This is a genomic window from Methylobacterium sp. TK26, from assembly GCF_055361565.1.
The window spans coordinates 1,604,772-1,622,517 of the sequence record NZ_CM143965.1 but is presented as its reverse complement, the minus strand read 5'-3'; the positions used below and the strand labels follow the sequence as shown (position 1 = coordinate 1,622,517).

General features: G+C 70.8%; 15 protein-coding genes. 10 read left to right on the top strand and 5 right to left on the bottom strand.

The annotated features are described in order from the left end of the window. Positions 1 to 170: 170 nt before the first annotated feature. From ACXJ1Y_RS07885 to ACXJ1Y_RS07875, 3 genes are all read right to left on the bottom strand, one after another. Complete coding sequence (locus tag ACXJ1Y_RS07885; protein WP_243956807.1) at positions 171 to 320, bottom strand: hypothetical protein; 150 nt, start codon at positions 318 to 320, stop codon at positions 171 to 173. A 161-nt stretch (positions 321 to 481) separates the two neighbouring features. Continuing rightward, a complete protein-coding gene (locus tag ACXJ1Y_RS07880) occupies positions 482 to 1,471 on the bottom strand; it encodes a CmpA/NrtA family ABC transporter substrate-binding protein (protein ID WP_463849518.1) in 990 nt (329 codons plus the stop codon). Between the two features lie 49 nt (positions 1,472 to 1,520). After that, positions 1,521 to 2,108 (bottom strand): ANTAR domain-containing response regulator, encoded by a 588-nt coding sequence (locus ACXJ1Y_RS07875; protein ID WP_463849517.1) that lies wholly within the window; start codon positions 2,106 to 2,108, stop codon positions 1,521 to 1,523. A gap of 257 nt (positions 2,109 to 2,365) precedes the next feature. On the opposite strand from ACXJ1Y_RS07875, the gene ACXJ1Y_RS07870 reads away from it, so the two are divergent. From ACXJ1Y_RS07870 to ACXJ1Y_RS07840, 7 genes are all read left to right on the top strand, one after another. Next, positions 2,366 to 3,013, top strand: a complete 648-nt coding sequence (locus tag ACXJ1Y_RS07870) for a hypothetical protein (RefSeq protein WP_463849516.1) — start codon at positions 2,366 to 2,368, stop codon at positions 3,011 to 3,013. 64 nt (positions 3,014 to 3,077) lie between these two features. Continuing rightward, the gene (locus ACXJ1Y_RS07865; RefSeq protein WP_463849515.1) at positions 3,078 to 4,937 is read left to right on the top strand and encodes a glycoside hydrolase family 15 protein; all 1,860 of its coding nucleotides are present in this window, start codon (positions 3,078 to 3,080) and stop codon (positions 4,935 to 4,937) included. Between the two features lie 21 nt (positions 4,938 to 4,958). Further along, a complete protein-coding gene (tkt, locus tag ACXJ1Y_RS07860; RefSeq protein WP_463849514.1) occupies positions 4,959 to 7,034 on the top strand; it encodes a transketolase in 2,076 nt (691 codons plus the stop codon). Between the two features lie 68 nt (positions 7,035 to 7,102). Next, the gene (locus ACXJ1Y_RS07855; RefSeq protein ID WP_463849513.1) at positions 7,103 to 9,952 is read left to right on the top strand and encodes a bifunctional transaldolase/phosoglucose isomerase; all 2,850 of its coding nucleotides are present in this window, start codon (positions 7,103 to 7,105) and stop codon (positions 9,950 to 9,952) included. 214 nt (positions 9,953 to 10,166) lie between these two features. Continuing rightward, positions 10,167 to 11,147: a phosphogluconate dehydrogenase (NAD(+)-dependent, decarboxylating) gene (gnd, locus tag ACXJ1Y_RS07850; RefSeq protein WP_463849512.1), complete on the top strand. Its 981-nt coding sequence runs from the start codon at positions 10,167 to 10,169 to the stop codon at positions 11,145 to 11,147. A 22-nt stretch (positions 11,148 to 11,169) separates the two neighbouring features. Further along, entirely contained in the window at positions 11,170 to 11,895 is a 726-nt protein-coding gene (gene pgl, locus ACXJ1Y_RS07845; RefSeq protein ID WP_463849511.1) for a 6-phosphogluconolactonase, read from the top strand. Positions 11,896 to 11,977: 82 nt separating this feature from the next. Further along, complete coding sequence (locus ACXJ1Y_RS07840; RefSeq protein ID WP_463849510.1) at positions 11,978 to 13,060, top strand: HD-GYP domain-containing protein; 1,083 nt, start codon at positions 11,978 to 11,980, stop codon at positions 13,058 to 13,060. Here ACXJ1Y_RS07840 and ACXJ1Y_RS07835 read toward each other — a convergent pair. Further along, the gene (locus tag ACXJ1Y_RS07835) at positions 13,053 to 14,150 is read right to left on the bottom strand and encodes a 2'-deoxycytidine 5'-triphosphate deaminase (protein ID WP_463849509.1); all 1,098 of its coding nucleotides are present in this window, start codon (positions 14,148 to 14,150) and stop codon (positions 13,053 to 13,055) included. The genes ACXJ1Y_RS07840 and ACXJ1Y_RS07835 overlap by 8 nt on opposite strands. Before the next feature lie 216 nt (positions 14,151 to 14,366). Here ACXJ1Y_RS07835 and apaG point away from each other — a divergent pair, with 216 nt between their 5' ends. The 3 genes from apaG to speG are packed head-to-tail and all read left to right on the top strand — an operon-like array spanning position 14,367 to position 16,549. After that, positions 14,367 to 14,759 carry a Co2+/Mg2+ efflux facilitator ApaG/CorD gene (gene apaG, locus ACXJ1Y_RS07830; RefSeq protein ID WP_463849508.1) on the top strand — a complete coding sequence of 131 codons (393 nt, stop codon included), beginning with the start codon at positions 14,367 to 14,369 and terminating at the stop codon, positions 14,757 to 14,759. Between the two features lie 54 nt (positions 14,760 to 14,813). Further along, complete coding sequence (gene argE / locus ACXJ1Y_RS07825; RefSeq protein WP_463849507.1) at positions 14,814 to 15,983, top strand: acetylornithine deacetylase; 1,170 nt, start codon at positions 14,814 to 14,816, stop codon at positions 15,981 to 15,983. After that, positions 15,980 to 16,549 (top strand): spermidine N1-acetyltransferase, encoded by a 570-nt coding sequence (gene speG, locus ACXJ1Y_RS07820; protein WP_342166213.1) that lies wholly within the window; start codon positions 15,980 to 15,982, stop codon positions 16,547 to 16,549. Before argE ends, speG begins: the two co-directional genes overlap by 4 nt. A 48-nt stretch (positions 16,550 to 16,597) precedes the next feature. On the opposite strand, the gene ACXJ1Y_RS07815 is transcribed toward speG, so the two are convergent. Next, positions 16,598 to 17,593, bottom strand: coding sequence for a hypothetical protein (locus ACXJ1Y_RS07815; protein WP_463849506.1), 996 nt, complete (start codon positions 17,591 to 17,593; stop codon positions 16,598 to 16,600). Positions 17,594 to 17,746: the final 153 nt, after the last annotated feature.

Below are 17,746 nucleotides of genomic sequence, written 5' to 3'. Positions count from 1 at the left end.
TTGCAGGACCCGTGCCAAATGCCGGGACCGTCGCGCGAAGGTTGCTGTCCGCTCTCGGCGGGTCCGGTCAGGCTTCGGGCGGGACGGGATGGGCGAGCCGCTTCGCGCTGCACAAAAAGCAGGCGGCTGACTGCCGAACGATCAGCGGGACGCCGAACGTGGAGGGATGTTCAGAGGAGGGTCGAGAGGGCGACGAGCAGGCCGACGGTCGGCATGGCGCCGACGACGATGGCCCAATACCAGCCGCTCGGCGCGCTGAGGCGGCGGTTGTCGTTGGCGGCGCGGGGGGCGCGGCGTCCGGTGCGGACGTAACGCTGCAACTCGACCCTTTGGGGAAGAGCGGGAGGGAGCGACGCTGCGTCGAACTTGCGGCAACCGGGCATGGTAACTGCTCAACGGGGGAAACCGCTGGCTGTTCCGTGCGCGTCACGCATGGCCAGGTCCCCAGCCCGCCACCCGGCGCGGGGCGGGGCGGGGCCCGTTACGAGAAGGATCGGTAGAGCGCCCGCGCGGCCTCCTCCTGGGCCGGATCGGCGTCGAGCTGACCGGCGGCGCGCATCTCGCGCAGCAGCCAGTCGAGCCGTTCCGGCGCCCGGGCCTGCGCCGCCCCGCCGAGGCGCAGGTGGCCCAGCGCGCGGCCGGTCGCGTCCGGCCCCCTGCGCTCGAAGGCGCGGGCGACGAGGCCGAGTTCCTTGTCGCGATGGGCGCGGCGCCCGAGCCGGTGGACGAGTTCGTCGCGGTGATCGGGATCGGCGCACCACAGGCCCGCCCGCGCGACGGCCCGCACCAGGGGCGCCCCGGCCTCGCCCACCCTGCCGGAGACGGCGAAGACCTTCTCGGGGGCGTCCGGGGCGATCTCGGCGCCCAGGGCCACGACCCGCCCGACGCCCGCCGCCATCGCGACCTCGTTCCAGGGCGCCCCCGCGCAGAATCCGTCCACGAGGCCCCGCGACAGGGCCTCGACCCCGTGCTGCGGCGGCACGACGACGGTGCGCAGCGCCGCCGGATCGAGCCCGCCCGCCTGCGCGAAGAGGCGCACCTGATAGGTGTGGCAGGAGAAGGGGTGGACGATGCCGAGCGTCACCGGCTTGCCCGCCTGCCGCCGCGCCGTCGCGACGCGGGCGAAGGCGCGGGCGACGCTGCGCCAGTCGCCGCCGAACCCGTCCTCCCCGGCGACGGCCGCGCTCAGGGCGTTCGACAGGGTGATGGCGTTGCCGTTGAGGCTGAGCGGCAAGCCGATGGCGAGGTCCGAGGGCGGACCCGAGATACCGAGGGCGCTGGCGAGCGCCAGGGGCGCGAGCATGTGGGCGCCGTCGAGATGGCCGAGCGCCAGCCGGTCGCGCAGGGTCGCCCAGGAGGGCTCGGCCGAGAGGTCGAGGTCCAGCCCCTCCTCCCGCGCGTAGCCGAGTTCCTGCGCCAGGATCACCGGCGCCGCGTCGCAGAGCGGGACGTAGCCGATCTGGAGCCTCATCACGGTGCTCCCCGGCGGCCTGTCCCGGCCGCGCCTGCCACGATCACGTTCATCCCAGGAGGTCCGCCGTGGTCACGATGGCGCGGGCGATGTCCGCGATCTTGCGCTTCTCGTTCATCGCCTTGCGCCGCAATTGCCGGTAGGCCTCGTCTTCCGAGAGGCCCTTGAGGTTCATCAGGATCCCCTTCGCCCGCTCGATGAGCTTGCGGTCGGCGAGTTCGCCCCGGGCCTCGGAGAGCTCCCGCTGCAGCCGGGCGAAGGCGTTGAAGCGCAGGATCGCGATGTCGATGATCGACTTGATCCGCTCCGGGCGCAGGCCGTCGACCACGTAGGCCGAGATGCCCGCATCCACGGCGGCTTCCATCATCTTCGTGTCGGAGCGGTCCACGAACATCGCCACCGGGCGCCCGGCATGGCGCGAGACCCCCGACATCTGCTCCAGGATGTCCCGGCTCGGGCTCTCCAGATGGATCACCACCACGTCCGGCTTGAGGGCGCTCACCCGCTCGTGAAGGTCGGCGGTGTCGGGCAGGACGACGATCCGCCCGATGCCGGCGGCGCGCAGTCCCTCTTCGAGGATCGCCGCGCGGGCTTGGCTCGGATCGATCACGGCGACGGTGAGACTCGATTCGGTCATCGCGGCCCGTTCTGGGGCGGGGTTCACCCATGCCCTACGGATGCGGGGCCGCGCTGCCGGACGCAAGGGACATGCCTTCGGCCAAGCTTGGCGCGTTGTCGCTGGCGGATACCCACAGGCAAAGATCCGGTCTAGCTTCTGCCGCAATGTCGCGGCCTTGTGTGACCTTCGGAGCGTGAGAGAGGGTCGAGAAGCGGATGCGCGGGCCTGATCGTACTTCGGTGGCGACGCCTTGCCGGCCTCAGGACCGGCCGGCCATGGCCGATACCGGCGGCCGCGTGACGATGCCGTTCCTGCCGACGCTGGCGACCGTGGTCGTCCTGGCGGCGGCCTCCTTCCTCTGCCCCAAGGGCGATGCCCCGGCGCCGGGCGCCGCCGCGCGGATGATCCCCGCCTCCGGCGCGGCGACCCTCGCCATGTCGGCGCCGGCCACGCCCGCCGCCGAGCCGGCCCCGCGCCTTCCCGCCGTGATCGCCTTCGGGGAGATCTTCCCCCTGACGGCCGATCCGAGCGTCACCTCCGCCCTCCCCGCGCCATCGCAGACCGCCGCCGCGGCGCAGGCGCCGCGTCCGGCGCGCCGGGTCGCCGCCTCCGTGCGCCGTCCCTGCCCCGGCAAGCGCTGCCAGGAGACCGCCCCCCACGACGCTGCGGCGCAGGACAACCCGTTCCAGGCGGCGCGCACCGCCTCCCAGGAGCCGTCCGCCCCGTCCGTGGTGCCGTCCGCTCCGTCCGTGGTGCCGGCCGCCCTCCCCTTCGCCGAATCGGTGGTCGAGGCGGTGGTCCCCGTCGCCCGCGAGGTCGGCGCGCGGGTCGAGCGGATCTCCGGCAGCGCGGGCGATCTGGTGCGCGGCGGACAAGCCGTCGTGAAGGGTTCCGTCGCGGTGCTGACCGACCGCCTGTTCTAGCGCCCTCTGGATACCGCGCCGCATCATCCTAGTTCGCGCTCAATCGCGGACCGGGGGTAGGCCTGTGGCCGAACGTATCGAGGATTATGCGCTCATCGGCGACGGCCGCACCGCTGCGCTGGTGAGCCGGACCGGCAGCGTCGACTGGCTGTGCTGGCCGCGTTTCGACGCCGCCGCCCTGTTCACCGCCCTTCTCGGGACGAGGGATCACGGCTTCTGGGAGATCCGCCCCGAGGCGGCCCATGTCGAGACGACCTGGGCCTATCGCGAGGGCAGCCTCGTCCTGGAGACGCGCCACAGGACCCGCCAGGGCGAGGTGCTCGTCACCGATTTCATGCCGACCGGAGACGGGCCGCATCTCGTGCGCCTCGTGGAGGGCATCCACGGCCGCGTCGCCATGCGCTCCGAGATGGCGGTGCGGTTCGATTACGGATCGGCGGTGCCCTGGGTCTCGCATTCGGAACTCGGCGACCTGCGGGCCATCGCGGGGCCGCACAAGGTCGTCCTGCGCACCGATGTCGACCTGCACGGCACCGAACGGCAGACCACCCTGGGCGAGTTCACGATCCATGCCGGCGAGCAGCGCCGCTTCGTCCTGAGCTACGGCGCCTCGCACGAGCCCGATCCGCCGCCGATCGAGCCGCGCCAGATGCTGGCCGACACCGACCGGGCGTGGCGCGACTGGTCGAAGCGCTGCGCGAAGGGCACGCCCTGGGACGGGCTGCTGCAGCGCTCCCTCCTGACCCTCAAGGCGCTGATCTACCACCCGACCGGCGGCATCGTCGCCGCGCCGACCGCCTCCCTGCCGGAAGGCTTGGGGGGCGAGCGGAACTGGGATTACCGGTTCTGCTGGCTGCGCGATTCGACCCTGACGCTCATCGCCCTGATGGACGGCGGCTACATCGAGGAGGCGCGCAACTGGCTGAACTGGCTGCTGCGGGCGGTGGCCGGCAACCCCGAGCAGGCGCATATCCTCTACGGGATCGCGGGCGAGCGGCTCCTGCCGGAGATCGAGCTCGACTGGCTGCCGGGCTACGAGAACTCCCGCCCCGTGCGCATCGGCAACGCGGCGGCCGCGCAGTTCCAGCTCGACGTCTACGGCGAACTCTTCGACGCGCTCTATCAGGCCCGCGCCCGCGGCCTGCCGGTGAGCGAGGACGGGCGCCGGGTCGGCCTCGCCCTCCTCGGGCATCTGGAGAAGGCGTGGCGCCAGCCCGACGAGGGCATCTGGGAGGTGCGCGGCGGCTCGCGCCACTTCGTCCATTCGAAGGTGATGGCCTGGGTCGCCTTCGACCGGGCCCTGCGGATGCGCGAGATCGACGAATCGGGCTCGACCCACGAGCAGGCCGAACGCTGGCGGGCGATCCGCGACGAGATCCACGCCGAGGTCTGCGAGAAGGGATTCGACCGCGAGCTCAACAGCTTCGTGCAATATTACGGCGCGAAGGCGCTCGATGCGAGCCTGCTGCTCATCGCCCATACCGGCTTCCTGCCGCAGCACGATCCCCGCGTGGTCGGCACCGTCGATGCCATCGGCAAGGGGCTGATGCGCGACGGGTTCATCCTCCGCTACGAGACGCAGGGGTCGTCCACGGACGGATTGTCGGGCAACGAGGGAGCCTTCCTGCCCTGCACCTATTGGTATGCCGACAACCTCATCGGCCTCGGCCGCCGCGAGGAGGCCCGCGCGTTGATCGACCGCCTGATCGGAATCTGTAACGATCTCGGTCTCGTGAGCGAGGAGTACGACGTGCAAGCCAAGCGTCTTGTGGGTAACTACCCGCAGGCGTTCACACACGTGGCCCTCGTCAACACGCTCCTCAGCTATGCCCATGGCGAGGGGCCCGCCGAGAAGCAGGGCGCTAAGTCTGATGGGGCGCCGCCTGCGGTTCACCGCCACCAGGCGGCCCAGCGGTCGCGCTAGAGAACAGGACGACGTGATACCATGAGCGGAGCCGACACACCCGCCCGCGCTGAGCTTGCCGCGATCGACAAGCTCAGCATCGACACGATCCGCACGCTGGCGATCGACGCCGTGCAGAAGGCGAATTCGGGCCATCCCGGCGCGCCGATGGCGCTGGCCCCGGTCGCCTACACCCTGTGGAACCGCTACCTGCGCTACGACCCGGCGCATCCGCACTGGCCGAACCGCGACCGGTTCGTGCTCTCCTGCGGCCACGCCTCGATGCTGCTCTACGCGCTGCTGCACCTGGCCAACGTCGCGGAAAAGGACGGCGGCAACGCCCCGGCCGTGAGCCTCGACGAGATCAAGCGCTTCCGGCAGATCGATAGCCGCACCCCCGGCCACCCGGAATACCACTTCACCACCGGCGTCGAGACCACCACCGGGCCGCTCGGCCAGGGTGTCGCGAACTCCGTCGGCATGGCGATGGGCGGCCGGTTCATGGGCCGGCACCTCAACCGGCCGGGGCTGAACCTGTTCGACTACAACGTCTACGCCATGTGCTCGGACGGCGACCTGATGGAGGGCGTCGCCTCGGAGGCCGCCTCCATCGCCGGCCACCTGCGGCTCGCGAACCTCTGCTGGATCTACGACGACAACACCGTCACCATCGAGGGCCACACCGAACTCGCCTTCGGTGAGGAGGTCGCCACCCGCTTCCTCGCCTACGGCTGGCAGGTGCTGCGCGTCGCGGACGCCAACGACCTCCACGCCATCACGGCGGCCCTGGACACCTTCGTCTCCAGCCAGGACCGGCCGACGCTCATCATCGTGAAGTCGGTGATCGGCTTCGGCGCCCCGAAGAAGCAGGGAACCTCGAAGGCCCACTCCGACGCGCTCGGCGAGGACGAGGTGAAGGGCGCCAAGCGCGCCTATGGCTGGCCGGAGGATTCGCAGTTCCTCGTGCCCGACGGCGTGCACGAGAACTTTCGCGATGGCATCGGCAAGCGCGGCGCCGCCCTCTACGACGCGTGGCAGGCGCTCTTCACCCAGGCGAAGGAATCCGACGCCACCCATGCCGAGCAGCTCGACGCGTTTCTCGAAGGGCGCTTGCCCGAGGGGTGGGACAAGGACATCCCGGTCTTCGAGGCGGATGCCAAGGGTGTCGCCACCCGCGAATCGTCGGGCAAGGTGCTGAACGCCATCGCCCAGCACGTGCCGTTCCTGCTGGGCGGCTCGGCCGACCTCGCCCCGTCGAACAAGTCGAACCTGACCTTCGACGGCGCGGGCTCCCTGACCCCGCTCGACCCCGGTGGGCGCAACATCCATTTCGGCGTGCGCGAGCACGCGATGGGCTCCATCGTGAACGGCCTAGGCCTCGTCGGGCTCCGGGCCTACGGCGCGACCTTCCTCGTCTTCGCCGACTACATGCGCCCGCCGATCCGGCTCGCCGCGCTGATGGAACTGCCGGTCTTCCACATCTTCACCCACGATTCGATCGGCGTGGGCGAGGACGGGCCGACCCACCAGCCGGTGGAGCAGTTGCTCTCCCTGCGCTGCATCCCCGGCCTCGTGACCATCCGCCCGGCGGACGCGAACGAGGTGGCGGAAGCCTACCGGGTGATCTTTTCGCTCAAGAACCAGCCGGCCGTGCTCGCCCTGTCGCGGCAGGCGCTGCCGACCCTCGACCGGTCGAAATACGGCGCCGCCTCCGGCACCGCGAAGGGCGGCTACGTGCTGGCCGATTGCGAGGGGACGCCGGAGGTGATCCTGATGGCCTCCGGCTCGGAGGTGCAACTGTGCCTCGACGCCTACGACGCCCTGACGGGCGAGGGCGTGAAGGCCCGCGTCGTGTCGATGCCGTCGTGGGACCTGTTCGAGCGGCAGGACGAAGCCTACCGCCACACGGTGCTGCCGCCTGCGGTGAAGGCCCGCGTCGCCGTCGAGCAGGGCAGCGTGATCGGCTGGGACCGCTATGCCGGCTCCGAGGGCGCGATCATCGGCATGAGCACCTTCGGCGCCTCGGCGCCCCTGAAGGATCTCCTGACCAAGTTCGGGTTTACCCCCGAGAAGGTTCTGGAGGCCGCAAAGGCGCAGGTGGCCAAGCACAGGGGGTAATCATCCCCCTCCCCTCCTCCCCGTCGCGGGGAGGAGAGCGCGAACCAATCGGACAACGAGGCTCGGACATGAACGCGCTCAAGGCCCTGCACGACCAACAGGATCAGGCCTTCTGGCTCGACTTCGTCGCCCGGGGCTTCATCGAGAAGGGTGAGCTCAAGAAGCTCGTGGAGGAGGACGGCCTGCGCGGCGTCACCTCCAACCCGGCGATCTTCGAGAAGGCCATCGGCCACTCGGAGGAATACGATGCCAGCCTCAAGGCGGTGCAGGAGACCGGCGACAGCCGCGTCATCGACCTCTACGAAGGCCTCGCCATCGCCGACATCCAGGCCGCCGCCGACGTGCTGCGCCCGGTCTACGAGGCGAGCGACGGCGCCGACGGCTACGTGAGCCTCGAAGTCTCGCCCTACCTCGCCCTCGACACGCAGGCGACGCTGGACGAGGCCCGCCGCCTCCACAGGGCGGTCGGTCGCGACAACCTGATGGTGAAGGTGCCCGCCACCCCGGAGGGCATCCCGGCGATCAAGCAGCTGACCGCCGAGGGCATCTCGATCAACGTGACCCTGCTGTTCTCGCAGGAGGCCTACGAGACGGTGGCCCGCGCCTTCGTCGAAGGCCTCGACGAGCGGGCGAAGGCCGGGCACGACGTCTCGCGCATCGCGAGCGTGGCGAGCTTCTTCATCAGCCGCATCGACGCGCTGGTCGACAAGATGCTCGACGAGAAGATCGCGCAGGCGAACGACCCGGACGAGAAGATCGCGCTGACCTCCCTCAAGGGGAAGGTCGCCATCGCGAACGCCAAGCTCGCCTACCAGCGCTACAAGCGCATCTTCGCCGAGCCGACATGGCAGGCACTGGCCGGGAAGGGCGCCAAGGCGCAGCGGCTGCTCTGGGCCTCCACCGGCACCAAGAACAAGGCCTATTCCGACGTGCTCTACGTCGAGGAGCTGATCGGCCCGAACACCGTCAACACCATGCCCCCCGCCACCATGGCCGCCTTCCGCGACCACGGCGAGGTCCGCCCGACGATCGAGGAGGACGTGCCCGGCGCCGAGGCGGTGATGGCGAGCCTCGCCCGCGCCGGCATCGACATCGAGGCCGTGGCGCGGCAACTGGTCGAGGAGGGCGTGCAGCTCTTCATCGACGCCGCCGACAACCTGCTCGGCGCGGTGGCCGGCAAGCGCGCGGCCCTGCTCGGCGCCCGCCTCGACCCGCTGGCGCTGGCCCTGGACGATGCCCTCGCCGCCGACGCGAAGAAGGCCGTCGAGGCCTGGCGGGCGAGCGGCGCGATCCGCCGCCTCTGGGCCCGCGACGCCACGGTCTGGACCGGCGCCGACGAGGCGAGCTGGCTCGGCTGGCTCCACATCGTGGAAGAGGAGCTGGAGAAGGCCGCCGACTACGCCGCCTTCGCCGAGTGGGTGAAGGCGCGGGGCTTCACCCATGCGGTGGTGCTGGGCATGGGCGGATCAAGCCTCGGCCCGGAGGTTTTGAGCCTCACCTACGGCCAGCGGCCGGGCTTCCCGGCGCTGCGCATCCTCGACTCCACCCACCCGGACGAGGTGCGCGCCGTCGAGGCCGGGATCGACCTCGCCAGGACGCTGTTCATCGTCTCCTCGAAGTCGGGCTCGACCCTGGAGCCGAACGTTTTCCGCGACTACTTCTACGACCGCGTGAAGCAGACCGTCGGTGACAAGGTCGGCGAGCATTTCGTCGCCGTCACCGATCCCGGCTCCGACATGGAGAAGGCGGCCAAGGCCCAGAACTTCGCCAAGATCTTCTATGGCGTGAAGCAGATCGGCGGGCGCTACTCGGTGCTCTCGGCCTTCGGCCTCGTGCCGGCCGCCGCCATGGGTCTCGACGTGAAGGACGTCCTCGACCGCGCCCGCATCATGGTCCGCTCCTGCGGTCCCGCCGTGCCGCCGCATGTGAACCCCGGCGTGCTGCTCGGCACCGCCATGGGCGCGGCGGCGCTCAAGGGCCGGGACAAGGTGACGGTGATCGCCTCCCCCGGCGTCGCGAGCTTCGGCGCCTGGGCCGAGCAGCTGATCGCCGAGTCCACCGGCAAGGTTGGCAAGGGCCTGATCCCGGTGGACGGCGAGCCGGCGGGCGTGCCGGCGGTCTACGGCCACGACCGGTTCTTCCTGTACCTGCGCCTCGATTCCCAGGCCGACGCGGCCCAGGATGCCGCCCTCTCGGCCCTCGAAAAGGACGGCCATCCGATCGCCCGGATCGGCCTCGACGGCGTCGAGCAGCTGCCGCAGGAATTCTACCGGCTTGAGATCGCGACCGCGGTGGCCGGCGCGCTGTTGGAGATCAACCCGTTCGACCAGCCCGACGTCGAGGCGAGCAAGATCGAGACGAAGAAGCTCTTCGCCGAAGCCGAGCGCACCGGGGCGCTGCCCGACGAGACGCCGCTCTTCGAGGACGAGACGCTGGCCCTCTACGCCGACGCGAAGAACGCCGAGGCGCTGCCGCAGGCGGTCGATGTGCTCGATGCGGCGATCAAGGGGCACCTCGCCCGGATGCGCAGCGACGATTACGTCGCCCTCCTCGCCTACCTGCCGCGCAACGAGGCGCACCACGCCGTGCTGCAGGAGGCGCGCCTCACGGTGCGGGACGCGCGCAAGGTGGCGACCTGCCTGGAATTCGGGCCGCGCTTCCTGCACTCGACGGGGCAGGCCTACAAGGGCGGGCCGAACAGCGGCGTGTTCTTGCAGATCACGGCCGACGCCGCCGAGGACCTGCCGATCCCCGGCCGGTCGCTGGGCTTCGGCACGGTGGTCGCGGCGCAGGCGCGGGGCGACTTCGCCGTGCTCGCCGAGCGCGGGCGCCGGGCCCTGCGCGTCCACCTCAAGGCCGGGCAGATGGAAGCCGGGCTGAAGCGTGTCGCGGCGGCGCTGAAGGCAGCCGTCGCCTGATAGGCGGCGGGAGAGGATGCAGGCGGCCAATCCCGCCTGCCACCTCATCCTGAGGTGCGGCGAATGCCGCCTCGAAGGAGGGCTCCAGGGATCGCGGAGGCTTCTGGAGCCCTCTTTCGAGGCCTGCTGACGCAGGCACCTCAGGATGAGGAAGTGAGTTGGATCAATTTCGCAACGATCTCCCTTGAGGGGGAACAGTTCGGAGGCCACCACGATGCAACTCGGCATGATCGGCCTCGGCCGGATGGGCGGCAACATCGTCCGCCGCCTTCTGCGCGGCGGGCATACGGCGGTGGTGTTCGATCAGAACGCCGAGGCCGTCGCGTCCCTCGTGAAGGACGGCGCGGTCGGCGCGACGAGCCTCGAAGACTTCGTCTCCAAGCTCGACGTGCCGCGCACCGCCTGGGTGATGCTCCCGGCGGGCAAGATCACCGAAGAGACGGTGCAGGCGCTGGGCACGATGATGCAGTCGGACGATTGTATCATCGACGGCGGCAATTCCTTCTTCGGCGACGACGTGCGCCGGGGCCAGGAGCTGAAGGGCAAGGGCATCCACTACGTCGATGTCGGCACGTCCGGCGGCGTCTGGGGCCTGGAGCGCGGCTATTGCATGATGATCGGCGGCGACACATCCGCCGTGGGCCGGCTCGATCCGATCTTCGCGACCCTCGCCCCGGGGGTCGGCGACGTGGCCCGCACCCCCGGCCGCGAGGGGCGCGATGCCCGCGCCGAGCACGGCTACATCCATGCCGGGCCGACCGGCGCGGGCCATTACGTGAAGATGGTCCATAACGGCATCGAGTACGGGCTGATGCAGGCCTACGCGGAGGGGTTCGACATCCTCCGCCACGCCAATTCCGAGAACCTGCCGGAGGAGCGGCGCTTCGATCTCAACCTCGGCGACATCGCCGAGGTCTGGCGGCGGGGCAGCGTGGTTTCTTCCTGGCTCCTTGACCTCACCGCCCATGCCCTGGCCGGCGACGAGGACCTGACCGACTTCTCCGGCTGGGTCGAGGATTCCGGCGAGGGCCGCTGGACCATCAACGCCGCCGTCGAGCAGGCCGTGCCGGCCACCGTCCTGTCGGCCGCCCTGTACCGGCGCTTCCGCTCGCGGGAGGACGCCTCCTACGCCGACAAGCTCCTCTCCGCGATGCGCAAGGGCTTCGGCGGCCACCAGGAACCCAAGAAATCCTGAAGTTCGCAATCGTGAGGCGCGCATGGTGAGGTTGCCGGAGGGCGCTCAGGTCCTGCCCGATGCCGAGGCGGTCGCCCGCGAGGCCGCCGAGCGGCTGATCGCCGCCTGCGGCGAAGCGCAGGGGGAGCGGATCGCGATCTGCCTCTCCGGCGGCTCGACGCCCAAGCGCCTCTACGCCCTCCTCGCCGGCTCCGACTACGCCGCGCGGGTGCCGTGGACGAGGATCCACTGGTTCTTCGGCGACGACCGCGCGGTGCCATGGGACGATGCCCGCAGCAACGTGCGCATGGTCCGCGAGGCCTTCGGCCACGGCAGCGAAATTCCGCCGACGCATCTGCACTTCATGCCGTCGGACGATGGCATCGAGGCCGGCGCCAAGGCCTATGAGCGGACCCTGCTCGACTTCTACGGCGCGGACGCCCTGGCGGCCGAACGGCCACTCTTCGACCTCGTGCTGCTCGGCCTCGGGGAGGACGGGCACACCGCCTCGCTCTTCCCCGGCAAGCCGGAGGCGGGGGAGGCGACCGCGCTGGCCGTGCCGGTGCCGGAGGCGGGGCTGGAGCCCTTCGTGCCGCGCATCAGCCTCACCGTGCCGGCGCTGACCTCCGCCCGGCACGTGCTGTTCCTCGCGACCGGCGCGGGCAAGCGCGCGCCGCTGGCCCGCCTCGCGGAGGGCGAGGATTTGCCGGCCGGGGCGATCCGGGGGGCGCAGGTGGCGTGGCTCCTCGACGAGGCGGCGGCGGGCTGAGCCGCCGTTACGCCTTGGCAAGGTAAAAGGGGTATTGTCGGATTCGGAGTCGCAGGGCCCGACCGGCCGTCCCTGGAGAGCCATGCAAGAGGGCACGCTCGTACTGTTCACCGACCGGGCGACGCAGCGCCTGGATCTCGTGCGGGCCCTGGACGAGGTCGTCCCCTGCCATGTCCGCGATGCCGCCTCGGTGCTTCCGGCCGGCAATTGCGTGGGCTTCGTCGCCGATATCGACCTGCTGCAGCCGGCCCAGTTGAGGGGCCTGCGCGCCCTCATCGCCGAGGCGCCGCAACTGCCCCGCCTGTTCCTGATGCGCAGCATGGGCGAGCGCAGCCTCTCCACCGCCCGCAGCCTCGGCGCGAGCCTCTGCCTCCCCTTCGACACCGCCGCCGACACCGTCGCGGAGGCGATGCGCGTCCACCTGACGAACCCGTTCCCCGGCATGGTGCGCGTCCACGCCCCGGAGCGCGGGCGGCCCCTCGTAATCGCCAAGGCCGCCGACGAGGCGGGCGCCGTGCTCGCCGGCCTCCTCGATTCCGCCCGGCAGACCGGCACGGTCGATCCGCGGCTGGTCGATCACGGGCTCGATCCGATCCTCGGCGCCGTGGGCGAGGCCGGGCTCGGGGCGTGGCTCGACACGGTGCGCGCCTACGACGACGCCACCTATCAGCATTGCCTGCTGGTGGCGGGGCTGGCCGCGACCTTCGCCATCGATCTCGGCTTCAGTCAGCGGGACCGGGAACACGTCGTGCGCGCCGCCCTGGTCCACGATGTCGGCAAGGCGCGGATTCCGCTGGCCATCCTGAACAAGGCCGGGCCCCTCGATACGGCCGAGCGCACGACCATGCGCACCCATGCCGCCCTCGGCCACGCGATCCTCGTGGAGGCGGGCGGGTTCGACGCGGCGATCCTCGCCGTCGTCCGGCACCATCACGAGTTGCTCGACGGCTCCGGCTACCCCGACAAGCTGGTCGGCGACGCGATCCCCGACATCGTGCGGATGATCACCGTCTGCGACATCTACGCGGCTCTGGCCGAGCGCCGGCCCTACCGCGAGCCGATGCCCGCGCCGGAGGCGTTCCGCATCCTGCGCGGCATGGAGGGCAAGCTCGACATGGCCCTGGTGCGCTCCTTCGAGCAGGCCGTGTCGAAATCCTTCAGATGAAGTGCTTGGAGAGCTTCAGGCCCTGGGCCTGATAGTTCGAGCCGGCCCCGGCGCCGTAGAGCGTGGCGGGAACCTCGCTCATGCGCTCGTAGACGAGGCGCCCGACGATCTGGCCGTCCTCCAGGAGGAACGGCACGTCGCGGGATCGCACTTCCAGCACCGCCCGCGCGCCGGTCCCGCCCGCCGCCGCATGGCCGAAGCCGGGATCGAAGAAGCCGGCGTAATGCACCCGGAACTCGCCCACCAGCGGATCGAACGGCACCATCTCGGCGGCGTGGTCCGGCGGCACCTGCACCGATTCCTTCGACGCGAGGATGTAGAACTGGCCGGGATCGAGGATCAGGCTGGCGCTGCCGTCCGAGGGCAGGCGCTCCCAGAAGGCGTCGATGCCGTGCTGGCCCGGCGCGTCCACGTCCACGAGGCCGGTATGGCGCTTGGCCCGGTAGCCGATCAGCCCGTCGAAGCCCGACAGATCCACCGAGACCGCGACGCCGCCCTGCAGCGAGGGCGCGGCGACGTTCACGAGCGGCGTCCGGGCATGGAGGGCGGCCAGTTCCGCCTCTCCGAGGCGCGGCTGGCCGGAGCGGAAGCGGATCTGCGACAGGCGCGAGCCCGTCCGCACCAGCACGGGGAAGGTGCGGGGAGAAATCTCTGCGTAGAGCGGGCCGGTATAGCCGGCCGCCACCTGATCGAACGCCTCCGCCCGGTCGGTGATCACGCGGGTGAACACGTCGATGCGGCCGGTGGAGCTCTTCGGGTTCGCCGAGGCCGCGAGCCCCGGCGGCAGGGCCAGCGTCTCCTGCAGTTCCGCGATGTAGACGCAGCCCGTTTCCAGCACGGCGCCCGGCCGCAGGTCGATGGCGTGGAGCGACAGCCGCTCGACGCAGGCCTCGACCGTGCGCGAGCCCCCCGGCAGGAAGCTGGTCCGCACCCGGTAGGCGCGCTGCCCGAGCCGCAGGTCGAGGCTCGCGGGCTGGATCTGGTCCGGCGCGTAGGGCGTGGCGGGGAGGATGCCGCCCGCGCGGGTGAGGGCGTCGATCGCCTGGGCCGGCAGAATGCCCTCGCCCGTCCTGTTCGCGCCCGCCCGCATCGCCCGCTCCGTTCGCGCGGCGGTGGACCGCGCCCTGTCTTGTCCACCACAGGCACCTAAGGCCGGTTTAATATGACATGACTTGGCCCGAGCCGGACGCGCGACGTAATCCGCCGCAATTGACGCCGATTCACCTGGGAATTACCACCGGGGCTCATGGCACGGCCAAGGCCGGGCGGGTCGAATCGCTGTAGTCCTCGGGGGCCATCAAAGGCAATGTACAGGGCCGAGACGCGCGGAATAAGCGTGACTGTACAGCCGCGCTTCGTGGAGGAAGAGTCTTCCCCCAACGAAAATCGCTATTTCTTCGCCTACACGGTCGAGATCGTGAACAACGGCGAGGAGCAGGTACAGCTCCGCTCGCGCCACTGGCGCATCATCGACGGCCGCGGCTCCTGTCAGGAGGTGCGGGGCGTCGGCGTCGTGGGCAAGCAGCCGGTTCTGGAGCCCGGCGAGTCCTTCTGCTACACGAGCGGCTGTCCGCTCACGACACCCGACGGGCTGATGGCCGGCAGCTACACGATGGCGACGGTGGCCGGCGAGAGCTTCGAGGCCGAGATTCCCGCCTTCTCCCTCGACAGCCCGCACGTCCGCCGCAGCCTGCACTGACGGCGGGCGCATCACCGGCGGGGAGCGCGTGAGCCGGGCGGCCCCGGAGGGATCATGGCTTTGAACGGCGAGCGGCTTTCCCCGCTCGAGATGCTGGCCCGCCTCGTCGCGTTCGACACCGAGAGCGACAAGCCCAACCTCGCGCTGATCGATTCGGTCTGCGCCTATCTGGACGGATGGGGCGTGCCCGTCCGCCGCTTCCCCGACGCCACCGGCACCAAGGCCGCGATCCTCGCGACGATCGGGCCGTCGCGCGACGGCGGGATCGTCCTGTCGGGCCATACCGACGTCGTGCCCGTCGCCGGCCAGCCCTGGACCTCGGACCCCTTCACCCTGCGCGTCGAGGGCGGCCGGGCCTACGGGCGCGGTGCCGTCGACATGAAGGGCTTCTGCGCCACCGCGCTGGCCCTGGTGCCGGAGATGCTGAAGGCCGACCTCGCGCGGCCGATCCATCTCCTCCTCTCCTACGACGAGGAGACCACCTGCCTCGGCCCGATGGACGCCATCGCCCGGTTCGGCGAGGACCTACCCCGCCCCGGCGCCTGCATCGTCGGCGAGCCGACCGGGCTCGACGTGGCGGACGCGCACAAGAGCATCGTCACCTGCCTCACCACGGTCCACGGCCGCGAGGCGCATTCCTCCCGGCCGGAACTCGGGGCCAACGCGGTCTCGGCGGCCTGCGATCTGGTCGCCGCCCTCAACCGCATCGCCGACCGGATGATCGAGCGCGGCGACGCCTCCGGCCGGTTCGACCCGCCCGCCACGACGATCCATGTCGGCACCATCCAGGGCGGGACGGCGCGCAACATCCTGGCGCGGGAATGCCGCTTCCATTGGGAGTATCGCGGGCTGCCCGACCTCGACCCGGCCGAGATCCCCACCCTGTTCCGCGCGGCGGTGGCCGAGGTGACGACCCGGCGCCTCAACCGCTACGGCGAGTTCGGCCGAATCGATACCCTGGAAGAGGTGGACATTCCCGGCCTCGCCCCCGATCCGGGCTCGGAGGCCGAGCGCCTCGCCCTGCGGATCGCCGGGCGCAACCGCACGGTGGCGATGCCCTACGCCACGGAGGCCGGGCGCTTCCAGGGGGCGGGCATCCCGACGGTGGTCTGCGGCCCCGGCGACATCGCCCAGGCGCATCAGCCCGACGAATATATTACCCTCGATGCCTTGACGGCCGGCGAGGATTTCCTGCGCCGGCTGATCGCGGAGTGCGCGGCATGAACCCGGTGCGGGCCAACGAGTATGTGAAGCTGCGGCCGCTGGAGCGCGAGGATCTGCGCTTCGTCCACCAGTTGAACAACAACGACAGCATCATGCGCTACTGGTTCGAGGAGGCCTACGAGTCCTTCGCCGAACTGCAGCAGCTCTACGAGCGGAACATCCACAACCAGACCGAGCGCCGCTTCATCGTCGCCGCACCGGACGGCGAGCCGGCCGGGCTGATCGAGCTGGTGGAGATCAACCATCTCCACCGCCGCTGCGAGTTCCAGATCGCGATCCACCCGTCCTTCCAGGGGCGGGGCTATGCGTGGCGGGCGACGCGGATCGTGATGGATTACGCGTTCAGCGTGCTCAACATCCACAAGCTCTACCTGCACGTGGATCGCGAGAACCAGCGGGCGGTGCGGATCTACGAGCAATGCGGCTTCCGCCCGGAGGGCGTGCTGAAGGACGAGTTCTTCGTGAACGGGCGCTACCGCGACGCGGTGCGCATGTGCCTGTTCCAGCCGGATTACCTCGCCGCGCGGGGCGGCGGCGATCCGAACGAGCCGGTGCTGAAGACGTAAGAAGGGGCCGGGCTCTCGCCCGACCCCTGTTTCCCAGAGTCAGTCGGCTCAGCGGGCCTGACCGCCCGCCGCGCCGCCGGCCTTCATGCCGCCGGCCTTGCCGCCCTTCTCCATGCCACCCTTCTCCATGCCGCCCGGCTGGCCGGACCGCTCGGAGACGTTGCGCATGTTGCCGCGGTCGCCCTCGCCGCGCATCCCGGCATTGCGGGCGCCGTCGTTCTTCATGTCGTTGCGGGCGTCGCGCTTCATGTCGCCCCGAGTCTCGCTCCGAGTCTCGCCCCGAGTCTCGCTCTTGGCCTGCACGTCGCCGCGCTCGCGGTCGTTGCGCACGCTGGCGCGGGTCTCGCTGCGGAAGCTCGCTCCGACCACGCCACCGCCGGACAGACGGCGGTACTCGGCCGAGCCGGTGCGCACGCGCTGGCCCCGGATCACCACCCAGCGCTCGCTCGGGCCGGTCTCGCGGATGCTCACGAGGCGACGGTACTCGGGTGAGCCGTACACGACGCGCTGGCCCCGGATCACGACGTAGCGCTCACGCGGGCCGCGATGCTCGACGATCAGGCGGCGATACTCCGGCGAGCCGTAGACCACCCGCTGGCCGCCGATGAACACGAAGCGCCCCTCGCGGCGGAAGCCGCCCTCGAACCGCGCGCTGCGGCTGTCGATCCGGGTGCGGCCGCTGCGGAAGTCGCCACGGGTCTCGGCCCGGTCGCCGTCGCGGCGGTCGCGGCCCATGCGCTCGCCCCGCTCGTCGCCGTTGCGGGCCGTGCGGTCGTTGTCGCGCTCGCCGTTCCGGCCATTGGCCGCCGAACGATCACCGGCCGAACGATCCCCCTTGGCCTCCCCGCGGCCCGCGCGGTCCTGGCCCATCTCCTTGCCCGGGGCGCCGGCCGTGGCGCCGCCGCCGGCGAGCGCATTGCCCCTGCCCCCGCCGTCGGCCTTCATGCCGGCCTCGGGACGGCCCTGGCCGCCGCCGGCACCGCCGCGCTCACCGCCCATGCCCTGCTGCGCGTAGACGGACGTGCTGAGCAGAAGCGCAGCCAAGCTGACGGACAGTCGTGTCGAGAATGTGCTCACAGCGTTCCTCCACATCGAATTGATGCTTCTGAACGCCGACCTGCCGAAAACGGTTCAAGTCGATAGAGATGGAAAATTACGAAACCAAAAACAGTACTTCAGCGTTTCGCGGGAGCAATC

Bases quoted from the DNA above. Each gene is read 5' to 3' on its own strand.
- ACXJ1Y_RS07880 (WP_463849518.1), bottom strand. From the start codon at position 1,471: ATGAGGCTCCAGATCGGCTACGTCCCGCTCTGCGACGCGGCGCCGGTG.
- ACXJ1Y_RS07875 (WP_463849517.1), bottom strand. From the start codon at position 2,108: ATGACCGAATCGAGTCTCACCGTCGCCGTGATCGATCCGAGCCAAGCC.
- ACXJ1Y_RS07870 (WP_463849516.1), top strand. From the start codon at position 2,366: ATGGCCGATACCGGCGGCCGCGTGACGATGCCGTTCCTGCCGACGCTG.
- tkt (WP_463849514.1), top strand. From the start codon at position 4,959: ATGAGCGGAGCCGACACACCCGCCCGCGCTGAGCTTGCCGCGATCGAC.
- ACXJ1Y_RS07855 (WP_463849513.1), top strand. From the start codon at position 7,103: ATGAACGCGCTCAAGGCCCTGCACGACCAACAGGATCAGGCCTTCTGG.
- gnd (WP_463849512.1), top strand. From the start codon at position 10,167: ATGCAACTCGGCATGATCGGCCTCGGCCGGATGGGCGGCAACATCGTC.
- pgl (WP_463849511.1), top strand. From the start codon at position 11,170: ATGGTGAGGTTGCCGGAGGGCGCTCAGGTCCTGCCCGATGCCGAGGCG.
- ACXJ1Y_RS07840 (WP_463849510.1), top strand. From the start codon at position 11,978: ATGCAAGAGGGCACGCTCGTACTGTTCACCGACCGGGCGACGCAGCGC.
- ACXJ1Y_RS07835 (WP_463849509.1), bottom strand. From the start codon at position 14,150: ATGCGGGCGGGCGCGAACAGGACGGGCGAGGGCATTCTGCCGGCCCAG.
- apaG (WP_463849508.1), top strand. From the start codon at position 14,367: ATGTACAGGGCCGAGACGCGCGGAATAAGCGTGACTGTACAGCCGCGC.
- argE (WP_463849507.1), top strand. From the start codon at position 14,814: ATGGCTTTGAACGGCGAGCGGCTTTCCCCGCTCGAGATGCTGGCCCGC.
- speG (WP_342166213.1), top strand. From the start codon at position 15,980: ATGAACCCGGTGCGGGCCAACGAGTATGTGAAGCTGCGGCCGCTGGAG.